At 61.3% G+C, this 24,366-nt stretch carries 20 protein-coding genes and 1 riboswitch; of the genes, 7 read left to right on the forward strand and 13 right to left on the reverse strand.

Annotation, left to right across the window (positions count from 1 at the left end):
- Positions 1–2: 2 nt before the first annotated feature.
- The 6 genes from NMB39_RS26265 to NMB39_RS26290 all read right to left on the reverse strand — a co-directional run bounded on the left by NMB39_RS26265 (position 3) and on the right by NMB39_RS26290 (position 5,731).
- A complete protein-coding gene (locus tag NMB39_RS26265; protein WP_046070630.1) occupies positions 3–998 on the reverse strand; it encodes an esterase-like activity of phytase family protein in 996 nt (331 codons plus the stop codon).
- Positions 998–2,902 (reverse strand): DNA topoisomerase IV subunit B, encoded by a 1,905-nt coding sequence (gene parE / locus NMB39_RS26270; protein ID WP_046070629.1) that lies wholly within the window; start codon positions 2,900–2,902, stop codon positions 998–1,000. The genes NMB39_RS26265 and parE overlap by 1 nt, the downstream gene beginning before the upstream one ends.
- 46 nt (positions 2,903–2,948) lie before the next feature.
- Complete coding sequence (locus NMB39_RS26275) at positions 2,949–3,557, reverse strand: YqiA/YcfP family alpha/beta fold hydrolase (RefSeq protein ID WP_057023441.1); 609 nt, start codon at positions 3,555–3,557, stop codon at positions 2,949–2,951.
- Positions 3,558–3,759: 202 nt separating this feature from the next.
- Entirely contained in the window at positions 3,760–4,575 is an 816-nt protein-coding gene (cpdA, locus tag NMB39_RS26280; RefSeq protein WP_057023442.1) for a 3',5'-cyclic-AMP phosphodiesterase, read from the reverse strand.
- Between the two features lie 98 nt (positions 4,576–4,673).
- Entirely contained in the window at positions 4,674–5,123 is a 450-nt protein-coding gene (locus NMB39_RS26285; protein ID WP_057010718.1) for a DUF1249 domain-containing protein, read from the reverse strand.
- Positions 5,114–5,731: an NUDIX domain-containing protein gene (locus tag NMB39_RS26290; RefSeq protein WP_057010717.1), complete on the reverse strand. Its 618-nt coding sequence runs from the start codon at positions 5,729–5,731 to the stop codon at positions 5,114–5,116. Before NMB39_RS26290 ends, NMB39_RS26285 begins: the two co-directional genes overlap by 10 nt.
- Positions 5,732–5,925: 194 nt before the next feature.
- Between NMB39_RS26290 and NMB39_RS26295 the strand changes: the two genes are divergently transcribed.
- Positions 5,926–6,672 carry an RsiV family protein gene (locus NMB39_RS26295; RefSeq protein ID WP_057023443.1) on the forward strand — a complete coding sequence of 249 codons (747 nt, stop codon included), beginning with the start codon at positions 5,926–5,928 and terminating at the stop codon, positions 6,670–6,672.
- 173 nt (positions 6,673–6,845) lie between these two features.
- On the opposite strand, the gene thiC is transcribed toward NMB39_RS26295, so the two are convergent.
- Positions 6,846–8,735 carry a phosphomethylpyrimidine synthase ThiC gene (gene thiC / locus NMB39_RS26300; RefSeq protein WP_057023444.1) on the reverse strand — a complete coding sequence of 630 codons (1,890 nt, stop codon included), beginning with the start codon at positions 8,733–8,735 and terminating at the stop codon, positions 6,846–6,848.
- 148 nt (positions 8,736–8,883) lie between these two features.
- Positions 8,884–8,989, reverse strand: a riboswitch (TPP riboswitch).
- Between the two features lie 196 nt (positions 8,990–9,185).
- Here thiC and NMB39_RS26305 point away from each other — a divergent pair.
- Positions 9,186–10,625, forward strand: coding sequence for a TolC family outer membrane protein (locus NMB39_RS26305; RefSeq protein WP_057023445.1), 1,440 nt, complete (start codon positions 9,186–9,188; stop codon positions 10,623–10,625).
- A 57-nt stretch (positions 10,626–10,682) separates the two neighbouring features.
- On the opposite strand, the gene waaA is transcribed toward NMB39_RS26305, so the two are convergent.
- Both waaA and NMB39_RS26315 read right to left on the reverse strand, forming a co-directional pair.
- A complete protein-coding gene (waaA, locus tag NMB39_RS26310; RefSeq protein ID WP_057023446.1) occupies positions 10,683–11,960 on the reverse strand; it encodes a lipid IV(A) 3-deoxy-D-manno-octulosonic acid transferase in 1,278 nt (425 codons plus the stop codon).
- 23 nt (positions 11,961–11,983) lie between these two features.
- A complete protein-coding gene (locus NMB39_RS26315; RefSeq protein WP_057023447.1) occupies positions 11,984–12,874 on the reverse strand; it encodes a LysR family transcriptional regulator in 891 nt (296 codons plus the stop codon).
- A gap of 103 nt (positions 12,875–12,977) precedes the next feature.
- Here NMB39_RS26315 and NMB39_RS26320 point away from each other — a divergent pair, with 103 nt between their 5' ends.
- From NMB39_RS26320 to NMB39_RS26335, 4 genes are read left to right on the forward strand one after another with little or no spacing between them, the layout of a single operon-like run.
- A complete protein-coding gene (locus tag NMB39_RS26320) occupies positions 12,978–13,313 on the forward strand; it encodes a DMT family transporter (RefSeq protein WP_198719920.1) in 336 nt (111 codons plus the stop codon).
- A 55-nt stretch (positions 13,314–13,368) separates the two neighbouring features.
- On the forward strand, positions 13,369–14,544 hold the full coding sequence (locus NMB39_RS26325) for an NAD(P)/FAD-dependent oxidoreductase (protein WP_494339873.1): 1,176 nt from the start codon (positions 13,369–13,371) through the stop codon (positions 14,542–14,544).
- Positions 14,541–15,353 (forward strand): aldo/keto reductase, encoded by an 813-nt coding sequence (locus NMB39_RS26330; RefSeq protein ID WP_306956917.1) that lies wholly within the window; start codon positions 14,541–14,543, stop codon positions 15,351–15,353. The genes NMB39_RS26325 and NMB39_RS26330 overlap by 4 nt, the downstream gene beginning before the upstream one ends.
- Before the next feature lie 41 nt (positions 15,354–15,394).
- Complete coding sequence (locus NMB39_RS26335; protein ID WP_043047922.1) at positions 15,395–16,354, forward strand: hypothetical protein; 960 nt, start codon at positions 15,395–15,397, stop codon at positions 16,352–16,354.
- Between the two features lie 33 nt (positions 16,355–16,387).
- Here NMB39_RS26335 and hldE read toward each other — a convergent pair whose 3' ends face one another.
- Positions 16,388–17,815, reverse strand: a complete 1,428-nt coding sequence (gene hldE / locus NMB39_RS26340) for a bifunctional D-glycero-beta-D-manno-heptose-7-phosphate kinase/D-glycero-beta-D-manno-heptose 1-phosphate adenylyltransferase HldE (RefSeq protein ID WP_057023450.1) — start codon at positions 17,813–17,815, stop codon at positions 16,388–16,390.
- Positions 17,816–18,376: 561 nt separating this feature from the next.
- Positions 18,377–20,182 (reverse strand): lipid A export permease/ATP-binding protein MsbA, encoded by a 1,806-nt coding sequence (gene msbA, locus NMB39_RS26345; RefSeq protein ID WP_494339872.1) that lies wholly within the window; start codon positions 20,180–20,182, stop codon positions 18,377–18,379.
- Positions 20,183–20,340: 158 nt separating this feature from the next.
- On the opposite strand from msbA, the gene NMB39_RS26350 reads away from it, so the two are divergent.
- Positions 20,341–22,182 carry an O-antigen ligase family protein gene (locus NMB39_RS26350; protein WP_494339871.1) on the forward strand — a complete coding sequence of 614 codons (1,842 nt, stop codon included), beginning with the start codon at positions 20,341–20,343 and terminating at the stop codon, positions 22,180–22,182.
- Between the two features lie 120 nt (positions 22,183–22,302).
- Here the strand turns inward: NMB39_RS26350 and NMB39_RS26355 are convergent, their stop codons facing one another.
- Positions 22,303–23,184, reverse strand: a complete 882-nt coding sequence (locus tag NMB39_RS26355) for a glycosyltransferase (RefSeq protein WP_464005921.1) — start codon at positions 23,182–23,184, stop codon at positions 22,303–22,305.
- A complete protein-coding gene (locus tag NMB39_RS26360; protein WP_046070614.1) occupies positions 23,181–24,329 on the reverse strand; it encodes a glycosyltransferase family 4 protein in 1,149 nt (382 codons plus the stop codon). Before NMB39_RS26360 ends, NMB39_RS26355 begins: the two co-directional genes overlap by 4 nt.
- Between the last annotated feature and the right edge of the window lie 37 nt (positions 24,330–24,366).

The following is a 24,366-nucleotide window of genomic DNA, read 5'->3' on the forward strand; positions in this document are numbered from 1 at the left end:
GCTCATGGCTGGGCGCTCCAGCCACCGTCGGGGGCGGCGAAACGATAGACCATGGGGCGTTTTTCACCATCGGCGCGGGGGCCAAAATTATTGTCGATACCGATCCACGCGCCGTCGGCATCCACCACCAGGGCTTCGGCCAGTCCATAAGCCTGTGCATAACGTCGCGGCGGCGTGAGCATCTGGTCGGCAAACGACCAGCACAGCTCGACCTTGGCCGTGAGCGTATCGCGCCGGCAAATCTGGAACGCATTGCGCTCCAGGGTAAACAGCTTGCCGTTGAACAGCGCCAGGTCGGCAAAGTCCTTGGATACCGCCTTGGCGTTGGTGAACTGCGCCGGCTGCACTTCCTGGCCGGCCTCACTCAACAACACACAGGCGCCGTCGCAATCCCATACGCTCTGGCCACGCTTGATCGAGATCAAGCCGCGGCGTTCACGCTCGGCGGCCAGCCAGATCTGATTGCCTTCGGGGTTCACCGCCAGGCCTTCGAACAAGGCATTGAAGTGCAGCAACATGCCACTGGCCCGTGCTTCGCGCACCATGCCAGGGGCAATTTTCAACCATTCGGGCGCGCCAGTCGCCGGGACCTGCAACACCGCCGCATGGGCTTCGCTGACAATGTAGCGATTACCCACGGCATCACAGCTGATGCCTTCAAAATCCAGGTCACCGCCGCGAATGAACGAAGCGGCCTTGGTGCGCGAACGCAACCCCCAAGGCAGACCGGACTCGGGCACGGGTGGCACATCGATCTGCACCGCTTCGGCGTTCCAGGTCGGCGCGCCGGTATCCAGCCGGTAGATCTGATCGTCATCCCGATCAGAAACCGTCCACAGTTCCTTGCCACACAACGCCAGGCCCGAAAGGTTACCGCCGCGCATGCCGTCCACCGGGTGCTCGGACACCAACTTGAGCTCCGCCACGGGCGCGGCAACCACCTGGGTGGCCGCCAGCCCGCTCAACATCAGGATTGCCAGGGCGAAGCCTGTGCGCATCAGCCCAGAACCTCGGCCAGGTTGCCTTTGGATTCCAGCCAGGCCTTGCGATCCGGCGCACGCTTCTTCGCCAGCAGCATGTCCATCATTTCCGACGTGCCGGCGAAGTCTTCCAGGGTCAACTGCACCAGGCGCCGGGTGTTCGGGTCCATGGTGGTTTCGCGCAGTTGGGGCGGGTTCATCTCACCTAGGCCCTTGAATCGCGTGACCTGAGGCTTACCGCGTTTCTTCTCGGCCACCAGGCGATCGAGGATGCCATCGCGCTCGGCTTCGTCCAGAGCGTAGAAAATCTCCTTGCCTAGGTCGATGCGATACAGCGGCGGCATGGCGACGTAGACGTGACCGGCATCCACCAACGGGCGGAAATGCTGCACGAACAACGCGCACAGCAAGGTGGCGATGTGCAGGCCGTCGGAGTCGGCGTCGGCGAGGATACAGATCTTGCCGTAGCGCAGTTGGCTCATGTCCGCCGCACCCGGGTCGACCCCGATAGCCACGGCGATGTTATGCACTTCCTGACTGGCCAGCACTTCGCTGCCGTCGACTTCCCAGGTGTTGAGGATCTTGCCGCGCAGCGGCAGGATCGCCTGGAACTCCTTGTCCCGCGCTTGCTTGGCGGAACCGCCGGCGGAGTCACCTTCGACCAGGAACAGCTCGGAGCGCATCGGGTCCTGCCCGGCGCAATCGGCCAGCTTGCCCGGCAATGCCGGGCCCTGGGTGATGCGCTTGCGCTCGACCTTTTTGCTGGCCTTCAAGCGCCGGCCGGCGTTGTTGATCGCCAATTCGGCCAGGGCCAGGCCCAGTTCCGGGTGCTCGTTGAGCCACAGGCTGAAAGCGTCCTTGACCACACCGGAGACAAACGCTGCCGCTTCACGGGACGACAGCCGCTCCTTGGTCTGGCCGGAAAATTGCGGCTCTTGCATCTTCATCGACAGCACGAACGCGATGCGCTCCCATACGTCTTCCGGCGCCAGCTTCACACCACGCGGCAACAGGCTGCGGTATTCGCAGAATTCGCGCATGGCGTCCAGCAAGCCCTGGCGCAAACCGTTGACATGGGTGCCGCCCTGGGCGGTGGGGATCAGGTTGACGTAGCTTTCCTGTACGCTGTCGCCACCTTCGGGCAACCACAGCAGCGCCCAGTCGACGGCTTCCTTATTACCCGCCAGGCTGCCGCAGAACGGCTCGTTGGGCAGGCGTTCGAAGTCGCTGACAGAGTCTTCGAGATACGAGCGCAGGCCGTCTTCGTAGTGCCACTCGACCTTCTCGCCGGTGCCCTTGTCTTCAAAGCTGACCAATAGACCCGGGCACAACACAGCCTTGGCCTTGAGCACATGCTTGAGGCGGCTGATGGAGAATTTCGGCGAATCGAAGTATTTCGGGTCCGGGGCGAAGTACACGCTGGTGCCGGTGTTGCGCTTGCCAACGGTGCCAACCACTTCCAGCTCGGTGGCTTTATAGCCATCGGCGAAGGTCATCTGGTACTCGTTGCCGTCGCGCTTGACCTTGACCCGCACCTGAGTCGACAGCGCGTTGACCACGGAAATACCCACACCGTGCAAACCACCGGAGAACTGGTAGTTCTTGTTGGAGAACTTGCCGCCGGCGTGCAGCTTGGTGAGGATCAGCTCGACGCCCGACACGCCCTCTTCCGGGTGAATGTCCACCGGCATGCCGCGACCATCGTCGGACACTTCAAGGGAGTGGTCGGCATGAAGGATGACTTGCACCGACTTCGCGTGCCCGGCCAAGGCTTCGTCGACGCTGTTGTCGATGACTTCCTGGGCAAGGTGGTTCGGCCGACTGGTGTCGGTGTACATACCGGGACGTTTGCGCACCGGGTCGAGGCCCGAGAGGACTTCGATGGCGTCGGCGTTATAAGAGCTAGCGCTGGGAGTGGCCATGGGGTCTCGTCGTGAGTCGTTCGATTAAAAAGTGACCTGCGATTTTCTACAGTGACGAAAAATCGAAGGATTGATACTGATCTGCGCCAATGCCGGCAAAGCTCAACAGTGCCGGCAATTGCTCGGCGAACCCCTGGTAACCATGGTCGCCACCGGCCTGGATGCGCAATGCACAGGCCCGGTAATACTGCTGGGCGAGGCGATAGTCCAGGGTTTCATCCCCGGTCTGCAACCACACCTGATAACGCGCGGCATCCTGGGGTGCCGGTACTTCAAGTTCGGCCAGCGCCGCGACGTGATCGTGGGTCAATTCCCAGGTCTCATCGGTGTAGAGGTTCTTCTGGGTGCCCAGGTAACCGTCGAACATCCGATGGGGGCTGACCGCCGGGTTGACCAGCAGCGCCTTTAGACCATGGCGTTCGGCAAGATGGGTTGCATAGTAGCCGCCGAGTGAGCTGCCGACCAGCAGCGGCCGCCCCAGTTGGTCAATGGCCTGCTCCAATTGCGGAATAGCCTGACGCGGGTGGTGATGCAGGGCCGGCACACGCAGTTGGTCGGCCAGGCCGAGGGCACCCATCACGGTGATCAACTGACTGGCCTTGTTGGACGCCGGAGCACTGTTGAAACCGTGGATATACAGGATCGAAGCGGACATGCCGGGCTCTCCGTGCGTGGGCCAAAGAGGCGCAGTTTACAGGGATCGGAGTGAGGTGTGAGCACCCGATCTTCCAGACACCGCAGAACCCATGTGGGAGGGGGCTTGCTCCCGATGGCGGTGTGTCAGCCCCAATAGCTGTGACTGACCCACCGCCATCGGGAGCAAGCCCCCTCCCACATTTGATCAGTGTTTGCAGGTCTTAATAGCCGTTGCTGCCGTAGTCGACGGTAAACGCGAAGTCCCGAAGCCGTTCCACCCCAGTCTCCAACCGTCCGTCGGCATGCAAGCGAAGCCAGCGATACCCCGGCGCTTGCTCGCTGACCTGGAAGTCCTCGCTGCCCGGCGCGAACTGGATACAGGTGGACGGCGACGCCAGTAACCGCAGCCCGTTGCGCTCGCGGTCGATCTCCTGGTGCACGTGCCCCCAGAGCAGCGCCCGCGCTTGCGGGAAGCGGTCAAGCACGGCAAACAGCGCCTCGGGATTACGCAGGCCGATAGGCTCCATCCACGCACAACCGATGGACACTGGATGATGGTGCAGGCACACCAGATGATGACGGTTCGGCGCTTCGCTCAGTGCCTGGGCGAGCAGCTGCAGTTGCTGGTCCTGCAAGTAGCCCGGCACCGAGCCGGGTACGGCCGAGTCCAACAGGGTAATGCGCCAGTTACCGATATCCACCACCGGCTCGAGCAAATCACTGTGCACGGCCGCCTGGGCCATGACCTGCGGCTCGTCGTGATTGCCCGGGATCCAGCGCGCCGGGGCGTCGATCGGCCGGGTCATGTCACGAAATTGCTGGTAGGACTTGAGCGTGCCGTCCTGGGACAGGTCACCGGTGGCCAGCACCAGATCGATCCGCGGCTGTTGCTCGCGCACCAGTTCGATCACCCGCTGCAAGCTGGCACGGGTATTCATGCCCAATAGGGTGGTGTCCGCCTCGGCGAACAAATGGCTGTCGGACAGCTGCACCAACAACGCGCTGGCGTCGGGGTTCACGTTGGATACGCTCGGCAAGGCGCTCTCCCAAGGCAATCACTGGAATGGATAGGTGGCGCGATTATGCTAGGGCAGGACACAAAGAGGAAAGCTGGGCAAGCAGACGCAGTTCACATCTACCGCACGACTTCAAACTCATGACCCAAGGCCAGGCAGTGGCTCAGCCATTCCCCGAGGAACACATTGAGCTGTGCTTTCTCGTCGGGTTGGTGCATGAACACATTCGGGTAAGGATAGATGCTGCGAAAGCGTCGCGCATGCTCGGCGCTGATCACTTCGGCCATACGCGCATCGTGGTACACCTGCACCTCCAATTGCGGCACCGGCAGCCAAGGCAGACTGTGCTCCTGGCGCACGCGCAGCGTAGTGGTGTAGGGGCAGGTGAGGATGACCTCCAGGGCTAGCACGCCAAGCATCTGGTCACCCTGGGTCACCGCTATGCGCCGCGCCTCGGGGGTGTGGCGCATGTCGGGGAGCAGGCGCATCAGCCGCGCGTAGTTGGCCTCGCAGGCGGCTTGCAGCCCGATCAGGTCAACTCGGTAACGTTCCCGTGCCTTTACTGCCATAACCCCCTCACTTCCGCGCGATTAAGCGCAAGCCACTGCAGGGCGATGATGCTGGCTGCATTGGAAATCTTGCCGTCGCGCACCGCTTGCAAGGCATCTTCGAACGCCCAGGCGGTAACGCGGATATCTTCTGCTTCTTCTTCCAATCCATGGACGCCGCCAGCGCCCGAGCTGTCGCAGCGGCCCAGGTACAGGTGGACAAATTCGGTACTGCCGCCGGGCGAAGGAAAATACTTGGTGATCGGCCACAGCGCGGAGAATGTCAACCCAGCTTCCTCCTCGGCCTCGCGGTGTGCAACTTCCTCCGGTTGTTCGTCCTTGTCAATCAGGCCGGCGACCATCTCCACCAGCCACGGATTACCGGCGCGCCCCATGGCGCCGACGCGGAACTGTTCGATCAACACCACCTCATCACGTTGTGGATCGTAGGGCAGCACGCACACAGCATCATGACGCACGAAGACTTCGCGGTTGATCACCCGGCTCATGCCGCCATCGAACTTCTCGTGGCGCAATTGCACGCGATCGAGCTTGTAGAAGCCCTGGTAGGCATTGTCGCGCTGAACGATCTCGATTCTGTTCGGCGTGGACTTGGCAATGTCCGTCATATTTTTCCTCAATGTCTGCGTGCAATTCGCGCCATCCTAACGCGCCAATGCCCGTTGATGCAGCCCCTTTCCGGTTGCCGGGACAGGCGGCGGACGTCAAACTCACCCTTATCAGTCTAGTGGCGAACTGACGGCCTCGTCGGCAGTCCAAGCGCTACTCTTTTTCGCTTTCCACCGATTTACGAAGGACACACATGTCGCTTTTAAGAATCGCCTCCGTGGCCTGTATTGCCTTGACCCTGGGTGCCTGCCAAAGCCTGTTCCAACCCGGCCATCTCAAGCCGCTGGACACCACACCCGATAAAACGGAGCAGATCAAGCCCGGCTGCGACAGCCCTGACTGCCCGCTGGTGAACATCGATACCCTGCACTTCCCGGCCGAGCCGCAGCTCGACACCCTGGTAGAGCAACGCCTGCTGCAAATGACCCGCACCACCCCGGGTGCTGCCGTGCCGGCCACCTTGAATGCCTATCGTGACAAGTTCCTGCGTGAATCGCCGAACCGCCACAGCATGTACTTGCAGGCCAAGGTACGCGAGCAGCATGACGGACTGGTGATCATTGAAGTGTCCAGCTACCTGGACACCGGCGTCGCCCACGGCGAGCCGGGGCGCGGCTTCATTAATTATTCACGCCTGCTGCATAAGGAACTGAACCTGGCCGACATGCTGCTGCCCGGCCAGGAACAGGCGTTCTGGAACACCGCGAAGGTCGCCCACAACACCTGGTTGATCAACTCGCAGATGGACCGCGACCCAGAGTTCGTAAAGAACTGGCCGTTTCAGAAAACCCCGAACGTGGCCCTGACCAGCAGCGGCGTGGTACTCAAGTACAACGTCGCCACCATCGCCCCATACGCCATGGGGCTGATCGAAATGACTATCCCCTATGCGCGCCTCAGCGGTGTGATCAAGCCTGAACTGGTGCCGGCTCGCCACTGAAGGGGGTGAAGGCCCAAGGGGGCTATCTCTGAGGGGGTTTGTTATTTGGGAGATGGCTATCGGGGCAAAGCCCCTCCCACACTTCAATTGTGAACACAGTCAAATGTGAGAGGGGCGGTGCGACAATTCGACTTGCCCCCGATGAAGCCGGTACAAGCAACTGCGCTTGCGGATCAGACCTTCTGGTACAGCTGGCTACCTTCGCGCTTGAACCGCTCCGCCTGCTCAGCCAAGCCCTTGGCCACGTCCACTTCCACCGCCTCAATACGCTGGTTGGCGGCGTATTCGCGTACTTCCTGGGTAATTTTCATCGAGCAGAACTTCGGCCCGCACATGGAGCAAAAGTGCGCGACCTTGGCCGAATCCTTCGGCAGGGTTTCATCGTGGTAGGAACGTGCAGTGTCCGGGTCCAGGCCGAGGTTGAACTGGTCTTCCCAGCGGAACTCGAAGCGCGCCTTGCTCAAGGCGTTATCGCGAATCTGCGCACCCGGATGGCCTTTGGCGAGATCGGCGGCGTGCGCGGCGATCTTGTAGGTGATGATCCCGGTTTTCACGTCATCCTTGTTCGGCAAACCCAGGTGTTCCTTGGGCGTGACGTAGCAAAGCATCGCGCAACCGAACCAGCCGATCATCGCCGCACCGATACCCGAAGTGATGTGGTCATAGCCCGGTGCGATGTCGGTGGTCAGCGGGCCGAGGGTGTAGAACGGCGCCTCGTCGCAGCACTCCAGTTGCTTGTCCATGTTCTCCTTGATCAGTTGCATCGGCACGTGGCCAGGGCCTTCGATCATGGTTTGTACGTCGTGCTTCCAGGCGATCTTGGTCAGCTCGCCCAGGGTCTCCAGCTCGCCGAACTGTGCGGCGTCGTTGGCATCGGCGACCGAGCCCGGGCGCAGGCCGTCACCCAGGGAGAAGCTGACGTCATAGGCCTTCATGATTTCGCAGATCTCGTCGAAATGCGTGTAGGTGAAGTTCTCTTTGTGGTGCGCCAGGCACCACTTGGCCATGATTGAGCCGCCGCGCGAGACGATACCGGTGACGCGTTTGGCGGTCAGCGGTACGTAGCGCAGCAACACACCAGCGTGGATGGTGAAATAGTCGACGCCTTGCTCCGCCTGCTCGATCAGGGTATCGCGGAACAGCTCCCAGGTCAGGTCTTCGGCGGCGCCGCCGACTTTCTCCAGGGCCTGGTAGATCGGCACGGTGCCGATCGGCACCGGCGAGTTGCGGATAATCCACTCGCGGGTCTCATGAATGTGCTTGCCCGTGGACAAATCCATCACGGTGTCCGACCCCCAGCGAATGCCCCAGGTCAGTTTCGCCACTTCTTCTTCAATGGACGAACCCAGTGCGCTGTTGCCGATGTTACCGTTGATCTTCACCAGGAAGTTACGCCCGATGATCATGGGTTCCAGTTCGGTGTGGTTGATGTTGGCCGGAATGATCGCTCGGCCACGGGCGATCTCCTCGCGCACAAATTCCGGGGTGATGATTTTCGGCACGCTGGCGCCGAAGCTGTGACCGGCGTGCTGCTGGTCCAACAGGCCGCTGGCGCGGGCTTCTTCCAACTTCATATTTTCGCGGATGGCGACGTATTCCATCTCGGCAGTGATGATGCCTTTGCGCGCGTAGTGCATCTGCGTAACGTTGGCGCCGGCCTTGGCGCGGCGCGGGTTCTTCACGTGGGCAAAACGCAGGGCGGTCAATTCGGCATCGCTCAGGCGCTGCTGGCCAAAGTGCGAGCTCAGGCCCGTCAGGCGCTCTGTATCGCCTCTGGACTCGATCCAGGGCGAGCGCACATCAGCCAGGCCCTTGCGCACGTCGATGACAACATTGGGGTCTGTGTAGGGGCCGGAGGTGTCGTAGACCACCACGGGGGCGTTGATTTCGCCACCAAACTCAGTGGGGGTCACATCCAGGCTGACTTCCCGCATGGGCACGCGGATATCGGGGCGCGAGCCCTGTACGTAGATTTTTTGCGAACGGGTAAACGGCTGCACGGAGCCGGAGTCGACCTTGGCCGATTCACTCAGGTGCACGGTATTTTTTAGTTTTGTCGTCATCACGGGCTCTCCAACTTATCCAGGCGGTGGATTTTTGTCGGAGCGAACCTGTGACGGATGGACGCACTGAAACCAGTGCTGTGCTCGGTACTCGAGGCCGTTCGATGGTCGAACAACATCCCGGACGAAGCACAAGAGGACTCGCCGGGTGACGAGAAATCTTGTTCCCTACGCAGGCGTTAACCTGATCAGGTTCAACGGGATCCGGTATTTACCGATCTCAGCCTTCCAACAAGGCACCCCGACAAGAACTCGGCCAGTCTAGACCATGGCGCGGGCAAATTGCCAATAGCGGTGCATTCAGCGTGATGAATGGCGTGATCGTGGGATTGTTGTGCCGTGATCCGGCCACTACACTCGGGCACTGCCTCAAGGCTTGACGCCAGGAATGGCCAGCCTTAGCCTTGAGCGCTAAATTATCGCCGTAATATTTAAACTAGGGATCGCCTCATGCTGCGCAAACTCTCACTGGCTCTTGCCGTGTCTTGTGCGACCAATGGAATGGTCTGGGCAGCTGAAGCGCCCTTGTCCACCAATACCGACCTGGTCAGCGTCTATCAGGAAGCGGCGCACAACAACGCCGACCTGGCCGCTGCCCGCGCCCAATATGGCGCGCAAAAAGAAGTAGTGCCCCAGGCTCGTGCCGGCTTGCTGCCAAACCTGTCGGCCGGTGCCGACAGCAATAATGTGCGCACCCAGATCGACCAGCCGGCCGCCACGGCCAACCGCGACGCCCACTCCTGGCGCGCCACACTGAGCCAGCCGCTGTTCCGCGCCGATCGCTGGTTCCAACTGCAAGCCGCCGAAGCCGTCAACGAACAAGCCTCGCTGCAACTGTCGGCCACCGAGCAGAACCTGATCCTGCAAAGCGCCGAGAGCTACTTCGCCGTGCTGCGCGCCCAGGACAACCTGGCCTCGACCAAGGCCGAAGAAAATGCCTTCAAGCGCCAGCTCGACCAGTCCAACGAACGTTTTGACGTGGGCCTGTCGGACAAGACCGATGTACTGCAATCCCAGGCCAGCTATGACACGGCCCGGGCCAACCGCATCGTTGCCCAGCGCCAGGTAGATGACGCCTTCCAAGCGCTGATCACCCTGACCAATCGCCAATACAATTCTATCCAGGGCATCGTCCACACCCTGCCCGTGCTGCCGCCGGCACCGAACGACGCCAAAGCCTGGGTCGAAACGGCCGGTCGCCAGAACCTCAACCTGCTGGCCAGCAACTACGCGGTGACCGCCGCCGAAGAAACCCTGCGCCAGCGCAAGGCCGGGCACTTGCCGACCCTCGACGCCGTCGCGCAATACGAAAAAGGTGACAACGACGCCCTGGGTTTCAGCAACCCGAATCAGTTGCCCATCCCGTACGGCGGTGATGTCTCCCAACGCACAATTGGGCTGCGTTTGAACATCCCGATCTACAGCGGCGGGCTTACCAGCTCGCAAGTGCGCGAATCCTATTCACGCCTGGACCAGACCGAGCAACAACGCGAGGGCCTGCGCCGCCAGGTGGTGGAAAACACCCGTAACCTGCACCGTGCTGTGAACACCGATGTGGAACAGGTGCAAGCACGCCGCCAGTCGATCATCTCCAACCAGAGCGCGGTGGAAGCCACGGAAATCGGCTATCAGGTGGGCACGCGCAATATCGTTGACGTGCTGGATGCACAGCGCCAGCTGTACTCCTCGGTGCGCAACTACAACAACAGCCGCTACGATTACATCCTCGACAACCTGCGCTTGAAGCAAGCGGCGGGCACCCTGAATCCAGGGGACCTGCAAGACCTGGCGCGCTACCTCAAGGCCGACTACAACCCGGACAAAGACTTCCTGCCGCCGGACCTGGCCAAGGCCGCCGCAGAGCAGCTCAAGGCCCGCCCGGGCTATTGATCACACTGCAAAACCAATGTGGGAGGGGGCTCGCTCCCACATTTGATGGGTGTTGGGTCAGTGAGCGATTAATCTTTCCAAACCGTCCAAAAGGCGTTTTAACGCCCCCTGATTGGCCTGCATCACTTTCAACCCCGCCTGCGCCATCCTGCGCGCATCCTGCGGCAGCTCGAACAGCTGCCTCACCGCTTCGGCCAAACCTTCTGCGTCATCCACCTCACGCAACGCCCCTGCGTCACGCATCATCGCGGTGATGTCGAGGAAGTTGAATACATGTGGCCCCATGATCACCGGCTTACCCAAAGCCGCCGGCTCAAGCGGATTGTGCCCACCGGTCGCCACCAGGCTGCCGCCGACAAAGGCGCTATCGGCCAGAGCGTAGAGAAACAGCAACTCGCCCATGGTGTCACCGAGCAACACGCAGGTTTGCGCAGTCACCGGCTCGCCACTGGAGCGACGTACCGTGGCATAGCCCTGCTGCACGCAACGCTCAAACACCGGGCCAAAGCGTTCCTGATGACGCGGTACCAGAATCAGCAATGCATTGGGGTAGCTGGCAAGCAATTGGCGATGCGCCGCGAGCACTACTTCATCTTCGCCTTCGTGGGTACTGGCTGCGATCCACACTGGCCGTTCACCGGCGCCCCATTGTTCACGCAACGCGGCGGCGCGTTCCGGCAATTGCGGATCGATGCTCAGGTCGAACTTGATCGAACCGGTAACCTCCACGGTTTCAGGGCGCGCGCCGAGACTGCGAAATCGCTCGGCCTCGGTTTCAGTCTGCACGGCGAACAAGCTCATTTCCGAGAGCATCGGCGCAGTCAGCTTGGCGAAACGCGCATACCCCTTGGCCGAACGCGCCGACAACCGTGCATTGGCCAGTGCCACCGGGATACCGCGCTGGGCGCAGGCATGGATATGGTTAGGCCAGAGCTCCGTTTCCATGATCACCGCCAGCCTGGGCTGCACGCGATCAAGAAATCGCTTGGCGGCGCAAGGCAAGTCGTAAGGCAAGTAGCAGTGCTGGATGCGCGGCTCGTTGGCGAACAGTGCCTGGATCCGCTCGGAACCGGTGGGCGTCATGCAGGTGACGGTGATCGGCAGCTGTGGATAACGCTCCAACAAACCACGGACCATCGGCGCGGCGGCAATGCTTTCGCCCACCGACACGGCATGCACCCAGATCCCGCCGGGACGCATCGCCGGCAAGCCATAGGAAAACCGTTCGCCCACACGCTTGGCATAGGCCGGCGCCTTGCGCGCACGCAACCACAAACGTAAGGCCACCAACGGCAGCGCCAGGTAAAACAGACAGCTGTAGAGAGTTCTATTCATGGCGGCGGAGTTTATCGGCTTTTTCAGTCGATCGCCTGCAAGCACTCGGCAAAACGTTTGGCCAGGAAGCGAGCGGCGGGTCCAAGGTGTTCATCGCGGCGCCACACCAACTCCACCACCAACGCCGGCGGCGTCCATTCGCTGGCCAACTCGACCATCTGTTGTTGATAGGTTGGGTACTGCACGATATGCCGAGGCAGCCAGGCCCAGCCCAGGCCACTCATCAGCCATTCGGCGAGTACGTAGAAACTGTCGGCGCGCCACACCAACGGGCTGGCCGCCTCGCTGCCGGGGTAGACGCTGGTCTGGGTCGACATCAGCAACTGCCGAAACTGAGCCAAGTGCTGGCACGTCACGTACTTTTCCTTGGCCAGCGGATGATTGACCCCGCATACCGTGACCATTTCCACACTGCCCACCACCCGTCGCTCCAGGGCCTCGGGGATCTGATCGTGGTAGAACAACAGCCCCAAGTCCGCTTTGCGCTCCACCAGCTTGCGCGCCACGTCGCCCTGGGCGGCGCTGGAGAGCTGCACTTCCAGCAGCGGGTAGTGCACCGCCAGTGCCTCGAGGCTATCGAGCACCGGCTGGAACAACATCGCCTCATCCTGGGCCAGGCGCAGGCAGGCTTCCTCGCCGCGGGTCAAGGACAGCGCCCGGCCGTTGAGCCGCTCACACTGGCGCAGCACTTCGCGCGCTTCCTCCAGCAATACGGCGCCGGCCTCGGTCAAACTCGGCTGGCGGCCGCTGCTACGCTCAAACAGGCTCACGCCCAAGTCCGCTTCCAGCAGCGCAATACCATTGCTGATCGCCGACTGGGCCTTGCGCTGATCGCGGGCGACGGCCGAAAACGAACGCCGTTCGGCGACGCTGACAAACAGGCGCATCTGTTCCAGGTTCCATTGCACGCTCATGACTCAACCCATCTCCAATCCAGATAGGTAATGACTTTACCGCATCTGGCAAACGACTAGAATGCCGACCTTATCGAGTACCTAACACACCGAGGGTTTCCCCATGAATGCCGCCTATATTTACCTGGCCATTGCCATTTGCTCGGAAGTGGTCGCGACCGTCTCCATGAAAGCGGTCAAGGGCTTGAGCACACCGATCCCGTTGCTGTTGATGATTGTGGGTTATGGCGTCGCGTTCTGGATGCTCACCTTGGTGGTGCGTACCGTGCCGGTGGGCATAGCCTATGCGGTCTGGGCAGGGCTGGGGATTGTGATGGTCAGCGTCGCAGCGTTGTTCATCTATGGGCAGAAGCTGGATGTCCCGGCGATGCTGGGCATGGGCCTGATTGTGCTGGGCGTGGTGGTGATTCAGCTGTTCTCGAAAACCGTGGGGCACTGACCACCACTCAACAGCCTGTATACTGCGCCTCTTGTCTTGAACACTGAGGTTGCCGATGCCATCCGTTATTTCCACCGACGTTCTGATTGTCGGCGCCGGGGTTGCCGGCCTCTGGCTTAACGCACGCCTGCGCCGCCAGGGGTTTTCCACGGTAGTAGTGGAAAGCGCCACCCTGGGTGGCGGGCAAAGCGTGAAGTCCCAGGGCATCATCCACGGCGGTGCGAAATACGCCCTGCACGGCGCCCTCACCGGCGCCTCCGAAGCCATTGCCGACATGCCGCGCCGCTGGCGTGAAGCCTTGACAGGCGACGGTGAGCTGGACCTGTCCGGCGTACGCGTACTGTCCCAAGCCCATTACCTGTGGTCACCGGGTACCCTCGCTGGCAACCTCACCAGCTTCTTCGCCAGCAAGGCCGTGCGCGGGCGCGTCGATCAGGTCAAGGGCGACGAGTTGCCCGCGGCCCTGCAAGACCGCCGTTTCAAGGGCAAGGTCTATCGCCTGGCGGAGTTGGTGGTGGACGTACCGAGTCTGATTGACCGCCTGGCGCAACTGGCGGGTGACGGCTTGCTTGCCGGCCAGCACATCGAGCCCCTGCTCGAGGACGGCACCTTGGTGGGCTTGAAGGTCGACGGCCGCGAGATCCGTGCCCAACGCATCGTATTGAGTGCCGGCGGTGGAACCGCCGATGTGCTCGCGGCCCTGGGCCTGAGCCAGCCGGCCATGCAAAAACGCCCGCTGCATATGATCATCGCCAAAGGTCCGGGCCTTAAACCCCTGTATGCCCATTGCCTGGGCGGCGGCACCAAGCCGCGCATCACCGTGACCACCCACCCGGCTGCCGACGGCAACTGGGTGTGGTACATGGGCGGCGATATCGCCGAGGCTGATGGCGTGGCACGCACACCAGAGGAACAGATCGCCACCGCACAGAAAGAGCTGGCGCAATTGCTGCCCTGGATCGACATGAGCCAGACCCAGTGGGCAACCCTGCGGGTGGATCGCGCCGAACCGCTGCAATCGGGGCTGACCCGCCCCGATAACGCCTTCCTCGCCGAAGAAGGCCGCCTGTTGGTCGGTTGGCCGACCAAGCTGGCCCTGGCGCCGGACTTCGCCGACCGGGTCCTGCGCGCCCTGGAACGCGACGGCATCCGCCCTGGCGCCAGCGCGCCGCTGCCCGACCTGCCAAAACCGACTATCGGCCAACCTGCCTGGGAGCAACTGTTGCCATGAGCCTGCTAACCCTGCACGACTTTCATCGGCCCTTGGGCAACACCGGCCTGCGGGTGTCGCCACTGGGCCTGGGTACCGTCAAGCTGGGCCGCGACCAGGGGGTGAAATACCCCAGCGGCTTTCAAATCCCCAGCGACGAAGCGGCACGCAGGCTACTGCTCCTGGCCCGCTCGCTGGGCATCAACCTGATCGACACCGCACCGGCCTACGGCATGAGCGAAGAGCGCCTGGGCCCGTTATTGCGCGGGCAACGCAAGGACTGGGTAATCGTCAGCAAGGTCGGCGAAGAATTTGCCAATGGCGTGTCCCGGCACGATTTCAGCGCGGACCATACGCGGATGTCGATTGAACGCAGCCTGAAACGCCTTGAAACGGATTTTATCGACCTGGTGCTGGTGCATTCCGATGGCAACGACTTGCATATCCTCAACGATTGCGAGGTTTACCAGACCCTGGCAGAACTGAAAAAAGACGGCAAGATTCGCGCTTTCGGTTTTTCCGGCAAGACCGTCGAAGGCGGCGTAAAAGCGTTGGAACAGGGTGATTGCGCGATGGTCACCTACAACCTCAACGAGCAGGCCGAAAAAGACGTGATCGATTATGCAGCAGCCCATGGCAAAGGCATCCTGGTGAAAAAGGCCCTGGCCAGCGGCCACGTGTGCCTGGAGCCAGGAGTGGATCCAATTGATGCCAGTTTCAAGCTGTTGTTTGCGCAAACGGGAGTCGCCAGTGCTATTGTCGGGACCATTAATCCGCTGCACCTGGCCCATAACGCGGCGACCGCTGCCCGGGTCATCCGTCAACTCTGATGCCGCCGACGCGGCCGACCCCGTCGCAAGAAGGAGCCGACATGCCGCGAACGCTGATTCGAAAAAACCCGAGTAACTTTAAGACACTGCCGCTGCACGTCGAAGCCACCCCCGAGGGCCTGAGCTACCAGAGCGTCGGCATGCCGCTCAATTTTGCCCAGACCCTGCAACGGCGCAAGCCGGTAGAGGTTCCGGACGCCGAGCGTTTCGCCCTCGAACTGGCGAACCTCGGCGTTTCGGTACGCCTGACCCTGCACTGGCAGAACAAGGATTACTGGGTGCTGGTGCGCCAACGCCGCCAGGACCGCGGCGATGTGGTGCTCAAGTTGATCTCCGGCTACGTCCCGGCCCATGAACTGAACCTGCCGCTGCACACCGCCATCCAGGAAATTGCCGAGGAATGCCTGCTCGAAACTCCGGAAGGCTGGCTCGGCGGACGTTTCAACGACACCTGGCTGCCGGCGCCCTACTCCGCCGCCCTGCATTACCGCGAAGCCCTGCCGTTTCGCCTGAGTCCCTTGTCCGGCGCCGCTCGCCCGGTACGCTGCGCCACCACTCAATTGATCGAGCGCCCGCGGGCCTACGTGCACCTGCCGACGGCGTCACTGCAGTTGATTTATGACCTGCGCCTGGAAGTGCCGAAGGAAGCCAAGTCCCTCAGCTTGTTCCATGTGGATGAACGCCTCGAAGGCGACCAACTGGTGGCGCGCCTGGACCGCCAGCGCCCGGACCTGTACCTGATGCCATTGAAAGACGGCGAGCCGCTCGCCGAGTTGTACACCGTAAAGAAAGACCAGCTGTACCCGGCCAGCACACGCGGTTTGTACCTGGCGGAAAGCTTCGCCCGGCAGGAAGGCTGGCTGGTGCGCGATGAGCGGATTCGCTGGAAGGATTGGCTAAGACAGCAGGGCCTGGCAGAACCGGAAAAGGACTCGAAACTCAAGCGTCTGACCGGCAAGGCGCGGCAGATGCTGCGCAAGATCGTGCCGAAGAAGAGCTAGAGGCGAGCAGGCTCGCCCCAGTCGTCACAGAGGTTACTCGTTGTTGTTGCGGATTTTTTCGACGATTGCGGTGGTGGAGCTGTTTTCAACCAGCCCCAGCACTTTGACCGTGCCGCCATAGGCACTCACGATATCCGCACCGACCACCTTATCGACGGTATAGTCACCGCCCTTGACCAGCACGTCGGGCTTGACCTGGGCCAGCAGGTTCTCCGGGGTATCTTCGGAGAAGCTGATCACCCAGTCCACCGCGCCCAACCCCGCCAGCACCGCCATGCGTCGGTCGACACTGTTGATCGGACGGCCCGGGCCTTTCAGGCGGCTGACCGACGCATCGTCGTTGACCGCGACGATCAGGCGATCGCCTTGGGCACTCGCCTGCTCCAGGTAAGTCACATGCCCGGCGTGCAGGATGTCAAAGCAGCCGTTGGTGAAGACTATGCTCTCGTTGTGGGCGCGGGCATCGTCAATCGCCAGCAGCAATTGCTCCAGGCCCAGCACGCCGCGCTCCGAGCCTTCGGAGCGTTGGATCGCACGGCGCAATTCCGGCGCGCTGATGGCGGCGGTACCCAGCTTGCCCACCACAATACCCGCCGCCAGGTTGGCCAAGGCCACGGCGTGGGGCAACTCTTCACCGGCCGCGATAGACGCCGCCAGGGTGGAAATCACGGTGTCACCGGCACCGGTAACGTCGAACACTTCACGGGCCCGCGCCGGCAGGTGCATGGCCGGATGGTCAGGTCGCAGCAGGGTCATGCCGTGCTCGCCACGGGTCACCAGCAAGGCGCCCAGGTCGAGTTCAGCCATCAGAGCGGCGCCCTTGCTCACCAGCTCGTGTTCATCGACGCAACCGCCGACGATGGTCTCGAACTCGCTGAGGTTTGGCGTCAGCAGGCTCGCGCCTCGATAAATCGAGAAGTCCTTGCCCTTGGGGTCGGCCAGCACCGGAATGTTGCGGGCCTTGGCGGCCTGGATCAACACCTGGTGATTCTGCAAGGCGCCTTTGCCGTAGTCGGACAACACCAGCACCTTGACACCTTCAAGCCACGCATCGACCTGGTCGCTGAGGGCCAGTGCGTCGGTGGCGAAGGGTTCTTCGAAATCGATACGCAGCAATTGCTGGTGACGGCTCATGACCCGCAGCTTGACGATAGTCGGCTGATGGGCGATGCGCTGGAACAGCGCACGCACGCCGGCACCCTGCAAGCTGTTGGCCAGGCTGTCGGCAGCTTCGTCGTCGCCAGTCACCCCTACCAGGGAGGCCGGGGCGCCGAGGGCGGCAATATTGAGGGCGACGTTGGCAGCGCCACCTGGGCGGTCTTCGATTTGCTCGACCTTGACGACCGGCACCGGCGCCTCAGGGGAAATCCGTGAGGTACCGCCATGCCAGTAACGGTCGAGCATGACATCGCCGACCACCAAGACAGCGGCTTGATTGAATCGCGGCATGGACAACTTCATGGAGCAACCCACATACAAAATGAACAGGGGCGCGATATTAGCACAGGGTTTGCGGTCGCTTGCGCCCACTGCTGGCCAAATGTGGGAGGGGGCCTGCCCCCGATGGCGGTGTATCAGCTTGCACACTGCCGGCTGATCCACCGCAATCGGGGCATAGGTATCTACACAACTGACCGTGCTGACTTGCTCTTGCTCTGCTTTTGATTTTAGGCGCCCCGTTAAACCACGCTGGCCGGAATTCGACAGGGATTTGGGGGGTAAACCGGCAGGGATGCCGGTTTAGCCGCCCCGCGCCATGGATGGCGCGTGGCGGCGGCCCCCCAAATCCCTGGCGGATTACGGGCACACCGAGCCTGGGCGAGGTGCCGAGTGGGGGGGCAAGAGCCTTTTGGTTACTTTTGGGCTCTTTTCAAAAGTGACCCGCTGTAAAAGCGGAACCAATAGTGGCCGTAATCTAAATAACGGATATGTACTCGGTCCGATCCAACATTCTGGTCGGCTGTCAGGCCGCCATCGGGGGCAAGCCCCCCTCCCACAGTAGCTCTGTGTGTAGCTGTTGGATCAGGTGATGTCGGCCGTTACCGGTGCATCCAGCCCCATGGCATGCAGGCGAGCGTAATAACCGTTCTGCGCCAGCAACTCGCCGTGGGTGCCGCGCTCGACAATCCGCCCGTCGTCCATCACCAGGATCAGGTCAGCCTTCTCGATGGTCGACAGGCGGTGTGCGATCACCAGGGTCGTGCGACCTTGCATGACCTTGTCCAGTGCCGCCTGGATATGCCGCTCGGACTCGGTGTCGAGGGCCGAGGTGGCCTCGTCGAGAATCAGCAGCGGCGCGTTCTTGAGCAGTGCCCGGGCAATGGCCAGGCGCTGGCGCTGGCCGCCGGACAACAGCACGCCGTTCTCGCCGACCTGGGTATCGAAGCCTTTGGGCAATTGGTCGATGAAGTCCTTGGCATTGGCATCTGCCGCCGCCGCTTCAACGTCGGCGCGAGGCGCGCCGGCCAGGTCGCCGTAGGCGATGTTGTTGGTCACGGTGTCGCTGAACAGCGTCACGTGCTGGGTGACCTGGGCAATGTGCTTGCGCAGGTTGAGCAGCTTGTAGTCTTCGATCTCTACGCCGTCGAGCAGGATTTCGCCGCTTTCATGGTGGTAGAAACGCGGGATCAGGCTGGCCAGGGTTGACTTGCCGCTGCCCGAACGTCCCACCAGGGCGATCATCTGCCCAGGCTCGGCGGTGAAGCTGATGTCCTTGAGTACATGGCGTTCGGTGCCAGGGTAGGTGAAGTTCAGATTGCGCACTTCCAGGCGACCGCTGACCTTGTCACGCTCGATGGTGCCGTGGTCGACCTCAACGTCTTCGTCCAGTTGTTCGAAAATGCTTTCGGCGCCCGCCACACCTTTCTGGATGGTGGAGCTGACCTCCGACAGTTGGCGGATCGGCTTGGGCAACAAACCGGCCAGGGTGATGTAGGCCACCATGTCACCGGCAGAGGCGTCGCCCCGCAGATACAGGACCAGGAACATCAGCACAGCCATGGCGGAGTAGATCACCAACTGCAGCGCCGGGGTGTAGATCGCCCCGGTGCGGGTCATGCGCAGTTGCTTGTTGGTGTTGCTTTGGCTGGCCTTGAGGAAGCGCTTCTCTTCATAGACTTCGCCACCGAAGCTGCGCACAACGCGGTAGCCCTGGATGGTCTCCGAGGCCACATGGGTGACGTCGCCCATGGCCACCTGGATCTTTTTGCTCTGCTTGCGGAATTTCTTGCTGGCAGTGCTGACCATCACGGCAATCAGCGGCAGGATCGCGATCATGACCAGCGTCAGTCGCCAGTTCATGTACAGCAGGGAGGCGAACAGGAAGATCACCGTCATGCCTTCGCGGATCACCACCTTGATGGCATCGGTCGCCGCCCCCGTGACCATGGTCACGTTGAAGGTGATGCGGGAAATCAGGTGCCCGGAGTTGTGGTTATCGAAATAACGGTTGGGCAGCGTCAGCAAGTTATTGAACAGCTGTACCCGCAGGTCGTGGACCAGGCCAAGGGAAACCTTGGCCAGCAGATAGTTGCCCAGGAACGAACCCAGGCCCTGCCAGGCCGCGATCAGGATGATCAGCAGCGGCACGGCCTGCAGCAGTTGCAGGTCGCGCAGGAATGGCACGGTCGGGAACAGCACGGCTTCCGGGTTGGAGAGGCCGTCGACAAAGTACTTGAGGATGTAACCCAGCATCGGCTGGGTCGACGCGAAAATCAGAAATCCGAGGATACTCAATGCGAACAAGCCCATATAGGGCTTAACGTAACTGAGCAGACGGAAGTATATTTTCAAGCTCGAAGGGCTTGCGCTCGGACTGGAGTCGGTCATATCACGCGGCGTTTTGAAAAAGGAGGCTGACTTTAGCACAGCTTCTCTGTTGTACTTGCACCCGGTGTAACCCGCGGCCCGGTTGGATCCGACCGGCGACATTACATGGCCACTAGCTTAAGATGGTTGGCTTTCTCTCTCTGGAATGGCTCTACTGTATGCACTCCAAGCGCCTTAACTATGGCTCAAATCGCGTTTTCGACTTCCTGGTCCTATGGATTTTGCCTGTTGGCTTATTGCTGCTCCTGAGTGCACTGTTCTTCGTCGGCAATCGTAATGTACTACACCGGATTTTCTACATCCTGTTCAGCGTACCGACTTTGTTTCTGTTGTGCATGCGCCCCAGGGAATTCAAGGATCTGTTGCGCGAGCCGCTGGCGATCGCCTTCCTGGCATTTTCCGCCTGGGCGCTGACCAGCCTGCTCTGGAGCCCGGAACACAGCACCGACACCGACCTGTTCAAGCGACCGCTGAACACCTTCATGCTGTTTGGTGGGTGCGGGCTGTTGCTGCATTATCGCAATGAATTGTTCAAGCCGATCTTCTTCAGCGCCGCTGTCATTGCGCTGGTGGTAAGCCTGGGCAACCTGGTGGCGTTCGCCAAAGGCTTTCAACCAGGCATGCGCATGATCGGAGGCCTTGGCGCCCTCGACAACCCGCTACTGAGCTCGCATCTTTTCGGCTTTTTCAGCGTGTATTGGCTGTACGTCTGCATGACGACCCAGCGCCTCAAAGTGTTGTGGTTCAGCGTACCGGCCCTGGCGATCATGACCGCGGCCGTTCTGGCGACTGGATCACGCACGCCCCTGGTAGCGCTGACGCTGGCCATCCTGTGGATGAGTTTTGTCAGCCGCAATCGCCGCGCCGCACTGCTTATCACTGGCATGGTCCTGGGGGCTGCCGCACTCCTGCTGTTCTTCCCCGAGCTGGTCACTGGGCGTGGCAGCTCGTTCCGCCTCGAGCTGTGGAGCATGACCTTGCAGCTTATCGCCGAGCATCCCTGGCTCGGGCATAGCTACGACTCTGAGCTATACCTGACAGTCTCAGATGGCTACCAACTGCGCGAACCCCATAGTTTCGCCCTCGGGGTGCTCTATTACGTCGGCATCATCGGTTTTATCCCCTGGATATTCATGCTGGGTTGGGCCCTGTACAAGAGCCTCAAGGAACGCGCACAGCCGCTGTTCATCCTGGCATCCTCGCTGCTGGCCTACGGCATCGGCGCCGGCCTGACCGAGGGCGGCGGCATTCTGTCGCGCCCCAAGGAACACTGGTTCCTGCTGTGGATTCCCCTGGCGATTATCACCGGCCTGAGCATCGCCCAGCGCCATCGCAGCCTGTTGCGTATGCCGGTGCAAAACCTGAAGACCGCAGCCTTCGAGCAGATGTGCAGCAATGCCCATGTCATTGAAGCCGATGGCCTGGGACCTAAAGTTCTACGCCTGGAAGACGGCAGCTTCCTAAAGATATTCCGCCCACGCCGCTGGTACACCTCCGGCAGCTTCAACCCGTATTCGGAGCGTTTTGCCAGCAACAGCGAGCAGTTGCGCACCCTGGGCATCCCCACGCCGGAAATCCTCGGACTCTATCGCCTGAGCGATGCCAGCAGCGCCGTGACCTATACGCCATTGCCCGGCCTGACCCTGCGCCAGGCCTTGCAAAGCCTGGACAGCAGCTTGCGCGAATCGCTGGTGGAGCGTTTTGGCCGGTTCATGGCGCAACTGCACGAGCGTGGCGTTTACTTCCGCTCGCTGCACCTGGGTAACGTGCTGTTGATGGACGACGGTGAGTTCGGCCTGATCGATGTGGCCGACCTGCGCATCTACCCGTCTTCACTGCGTTACGCGCTGCGCCAGCGTAACCTGCGCCATATGCAGCGTTATCCACAGGATCGCAACTGGCTGTTCGAAACGCACTTCGAGCAACTGGTCAAAGGCTACGCCTCGGTGGCAAGCCCAGCGGCTACCGCGAAAATCCGCGAGCAGGTCCAGAGCCTTTAAACTTCTGTAGGAGCGAGCTTGCTCGCGAAAATCGTGAACAATGACGCGGGCATTCAAGTTGCCCGCGGTGTTCTCCGTTTTTTCGCGAGCAAGCTCGCTCCTGCAGGGTGAGGCGCCGTTTCAGCTCTTGAGCGGCGCCAGGTACAAACGCACCAAACCGCGCAATGTCTTGCGCCCCCAGAACTTCAACGGGATTTGCTTGAGAATCTCCCGCGCCAGTGGGCGATCGCGGTCGGCGGTCTTGAGGAACATCGAGTTCAGGAAGTTGTAGCGCACCGCGTCATAGGCCGGGTGGTCGCTGAACTTGGCATAGGTCTTGAGAATGTTCTGGATCATATAGCGATGGTTCTTGTACGTGTTGCTCGCGTGCTGGCGATACTTGGCCATCACCACGCCAAGGGCGTCGATGGTGTAGCCTGCCGCCGTGATCTTCAACTGGATCAGCAGGTCCTCCAGGGGAATCTGCGGGTCGAAACCGCCGACTTGCTCCAGCACCTCCCGACGAATCAGCATGGTTGGCGCCGGTGGGAACGGCTTGCGGTCCATAAAAATGTCGTCGAAGTCGAGACTGCGAAACGGCAGGTCGCGACGTTGCTTTTTCTCCGGATGCAGGTTTCCGTCAGCATCGATCAGCTCGATGTTGCCGGCACACATGCCCACCTTAGGCTTACCGTCCATATACGCGACCTGGGTGGCAATACGGTCCGCCAGCATAATGTCATCCGAGCCGAACGGTGCGATCAGGCTGCCCTTGGCGCGCGCGATCGCACCATTGAGGGTGGCGCTGAGGCCTTGGTTCTGTTGCACCTGGAAATCAAAGCCGTGTTCGGCCTGCAAGCGCAGGATACGTTCGACGCTGTCGTCCTTGGAACCGTCATCCACCACCAGCAATTCGATATTGGGGTAAGTCTGTCCGAGTACGCTGAGGATGCTCTGTTCGATGTACTGGCCGTGGTTATAGGAGGCGATAATTACCGAGACCAGGGGTTGTGGCTGATTCATGCTCTACCTACTTCACGCAAACCGGTTTCAATCAGGGTCAGGTACTTGTGCTTGAACTCGTCAAGGGTGTGATTGGCCTGCAGGTAGCGGAACACTTCTTCACCCTTGGCGCGCAATTGTTCATCGCTCAACGCCAGGTAGGTATCCAGGGCCGCGGCCAGTTGCTCGACGTTGCCAGGGTCGTGGGACAGGCCGCCCGCGCCCTGCACCAGCGGCAGCATCGCCGGGCCGTTGGAAGCGATCACCGGCAAGTGGCCGCTCATGCCTTCCAGCAGGGCCAGGCCCAGGCCCTCGAACAGCGACGGCATGGTCCAGATATCGAAGCCGCGCACGTACTTCATGCCGTCTTCGCGAAAGCCCAGCAAGTGCGCGCGACCAGTCAGGCCCAGGCGCTCGATGTCGGCACGCAAGTCGGCTTCGGCGCGACCGGAGCCGATGATGCCTACCTGCGCCTCAGGATACTTATCCTTGAGGGTGGCAAAGGCCTGCAGCAGATGGGTGTGGCCCTTGATCGGTACCAGGCGGCCCAGGGCGCCGATCATCCGCGCATCCATTGGCAGGCCCAGGGCCTTGCGGGCGTCCTCGCGGGTCAACTGCAAGGCTTCGGCCTGGGGAATGTCGATGGCGTTGGTGACATAGGTGGTGTTGTCGCGGGTAAAGCCGCAGTTGAGGTTCACCAGGTAATCCTTCACCGCCTCCGACACACCGACAAACCGCCATGCCGGGCTGACCCAGCGCTGGGTCTGGCGACGACGATAACCACGGGCATATTCGCCAAAACCGTGGGAGATGCCGATGCACAGCGGGATTTTCAGCCAGCGATTGAGCGAGAGCATCATGTTTACCGACTTGAAGCGGTTACAGATGACCACATCGAATTTCTGCTCGCGGCAATACTTGTAGATCTGCCACATGGCACCGAAGCGAATGCCCTTGAGGGACTTCTCCGGCAGCTCGAAATAATGGGAGTGTTCAGCCACGCTCAGGGGCTGGCCGGGCAGCGGGCGGCCGCTGAGAAAGCCGGATGTCACCTCGAAACGCTCAGCCGGCAAGGACTTGACGATTTGCTCACCCAGGTCGGCGAAATCATTGGTCTTGACGTTGTAGTCCGGCTGTAACTGCAAAACCTTGAAACGCGGCTTCATAACTCTCCATGCAGCGATCTGGCTACGGGCACGCAGC

Source organism: Pseudomonas sp. FBCC-B545 (genome assembly GCF_059134095.1).

Excerpts from the sequence above, each read along its gene's own strand:
- NMB39_RS26355 (WP_464005921.1), bottom strand. The coding sequence starts at position 23,184 with ATGAATCAGCCACAACCCCTGGTCTCGGTAATTATCGCCTCCTATAAC.
- NMB39_RS26290 (WP_057010717.1), bottom strand. The coding sequence starts at position 5,731 with ATGACGGACATTGCCAAGTCCACGCCGAACAGAATCGAGATCGTTCAG.
- NMB39_RS26320 (WP_198719920.1), top strand. The coding sequence starts at position 12,978 with ATGAATGCCGCCTATATTTACCTGGCCATTGCCATTTGCTCGGAAGTG.
- NMB39_RS26295 (WP_057023443.1), top strand. The coding sequence starts at position 5,926 with ATGTCGCTTTTAAGAATCGCCTCCGTGGCCTGTATTGCCTTGACCCTG.
- NMB39_RS26360 (WP_046070614.1), bottom strand. The coding sequence starts at position 24,329 with ATGAAGCCGCGTTTCAAGGTTTTGCAGTTACAGCCGGACTACAACGTC.
- thiC (WP_057023444.1), bottom strand. The coding sequence starts at position 8,735 with ATGACGACAAAACTAAAAAATACCGTGCACCTGAGTGAATCGGCCAAG.
- NMB39_RS26305 (WP_057023445.1), top strand. The coding sequence starts at position 9,186 with ATGCTGCGCAAACTCTCACTGGCTCTTGCCGTGTCTTGTGCGACCAAT.
- NMB39_RS26275 (WP_057023441.1), bottom strand. The coding sequence starts at position 3,557 with ATGTCCGCTTCGATCCTGTATATCCACGGTTTCAACAGTGCTCCGGCG.
- NMB39_RS26315 (WP_057023447.1), bottom strand. The coding sequence starts at position 12,874 with ATGAGCGTGCAATGGAACCTGGAACAGATGCGCCTGTTTGTCAGCGTC.
- msbA (WP_494339872.1), bottom strand. The coding sequence starts at position 20,182 with ATGACCGACTCCAGTCCGAGCGCAAGCCCTTCGAGCTTGAAAATATAC.
- waaA (WP_057023446.1), bottom strand. The coding sequence starts at position 11,960 with ATGAATAGAACTCTCTACAGCTGTCTGTTTTACCTGGCGCTGCCGTTG.
- parE (WP_046070629.1), bottom strand. The coding sequence starts at position 2,902 with ATGGCCACTCCCAGCGCTAGCTCTTATAACGCCGACGCCATCGAAGTC.
- NMB39_RS26330 (WP_306956917.1), top strand. The coding sequence starts at position 14,541 with ATGAGCCTGCTAACCCTGCACGACTTTCATCGGCCCTTGGGCAACACC.
- NMB39_RS26265 (WP_046070630.1), bottom strand. The coding sequence starts at position 998 with ATGCGCACAGGCTTCGCCCTGGCAATCCTGATGTTGAGCGGGCTGGCG.
- NMB39_RS26325 (WP_494339873.1), top strand. The coding sequence starts at position 13,369 with ATGCCATCCGTTATTTCCACCGACGTTCTGATTGTCGGCGCCGGGGTT.
- NMB39_RS26285 (WP_057010718.1), bottom strand. The coding sequence starts at position 5,123 with ATGGCAGTAAAGGCACGGGAACGTTACCGAGTTGACCTGATCGGGCTG.
- NMB39_RS26335 (WP_043047922.1), top strand. The coding sequence starts at position 15,395 with ATGCCGCGAACGCTGATTCGAAAAAACCCGAGTAACTTTAAGACACTG.
- hldE (WP_057023450.1), bottom strand. The coding sequence starts at position 17,815 with ATGAAGTTGTCCATGCCGCGATTCAATCAAGCCGCTGTCTTGGTGGTC.
- NMB39_RS26350 (WP_494339871.1), top strand. The coding sequence starts at position 20,341 with ATGCACTCCAAGCGCCTTAACTATGGCTCAAATCGCGTTTTCGACTTC.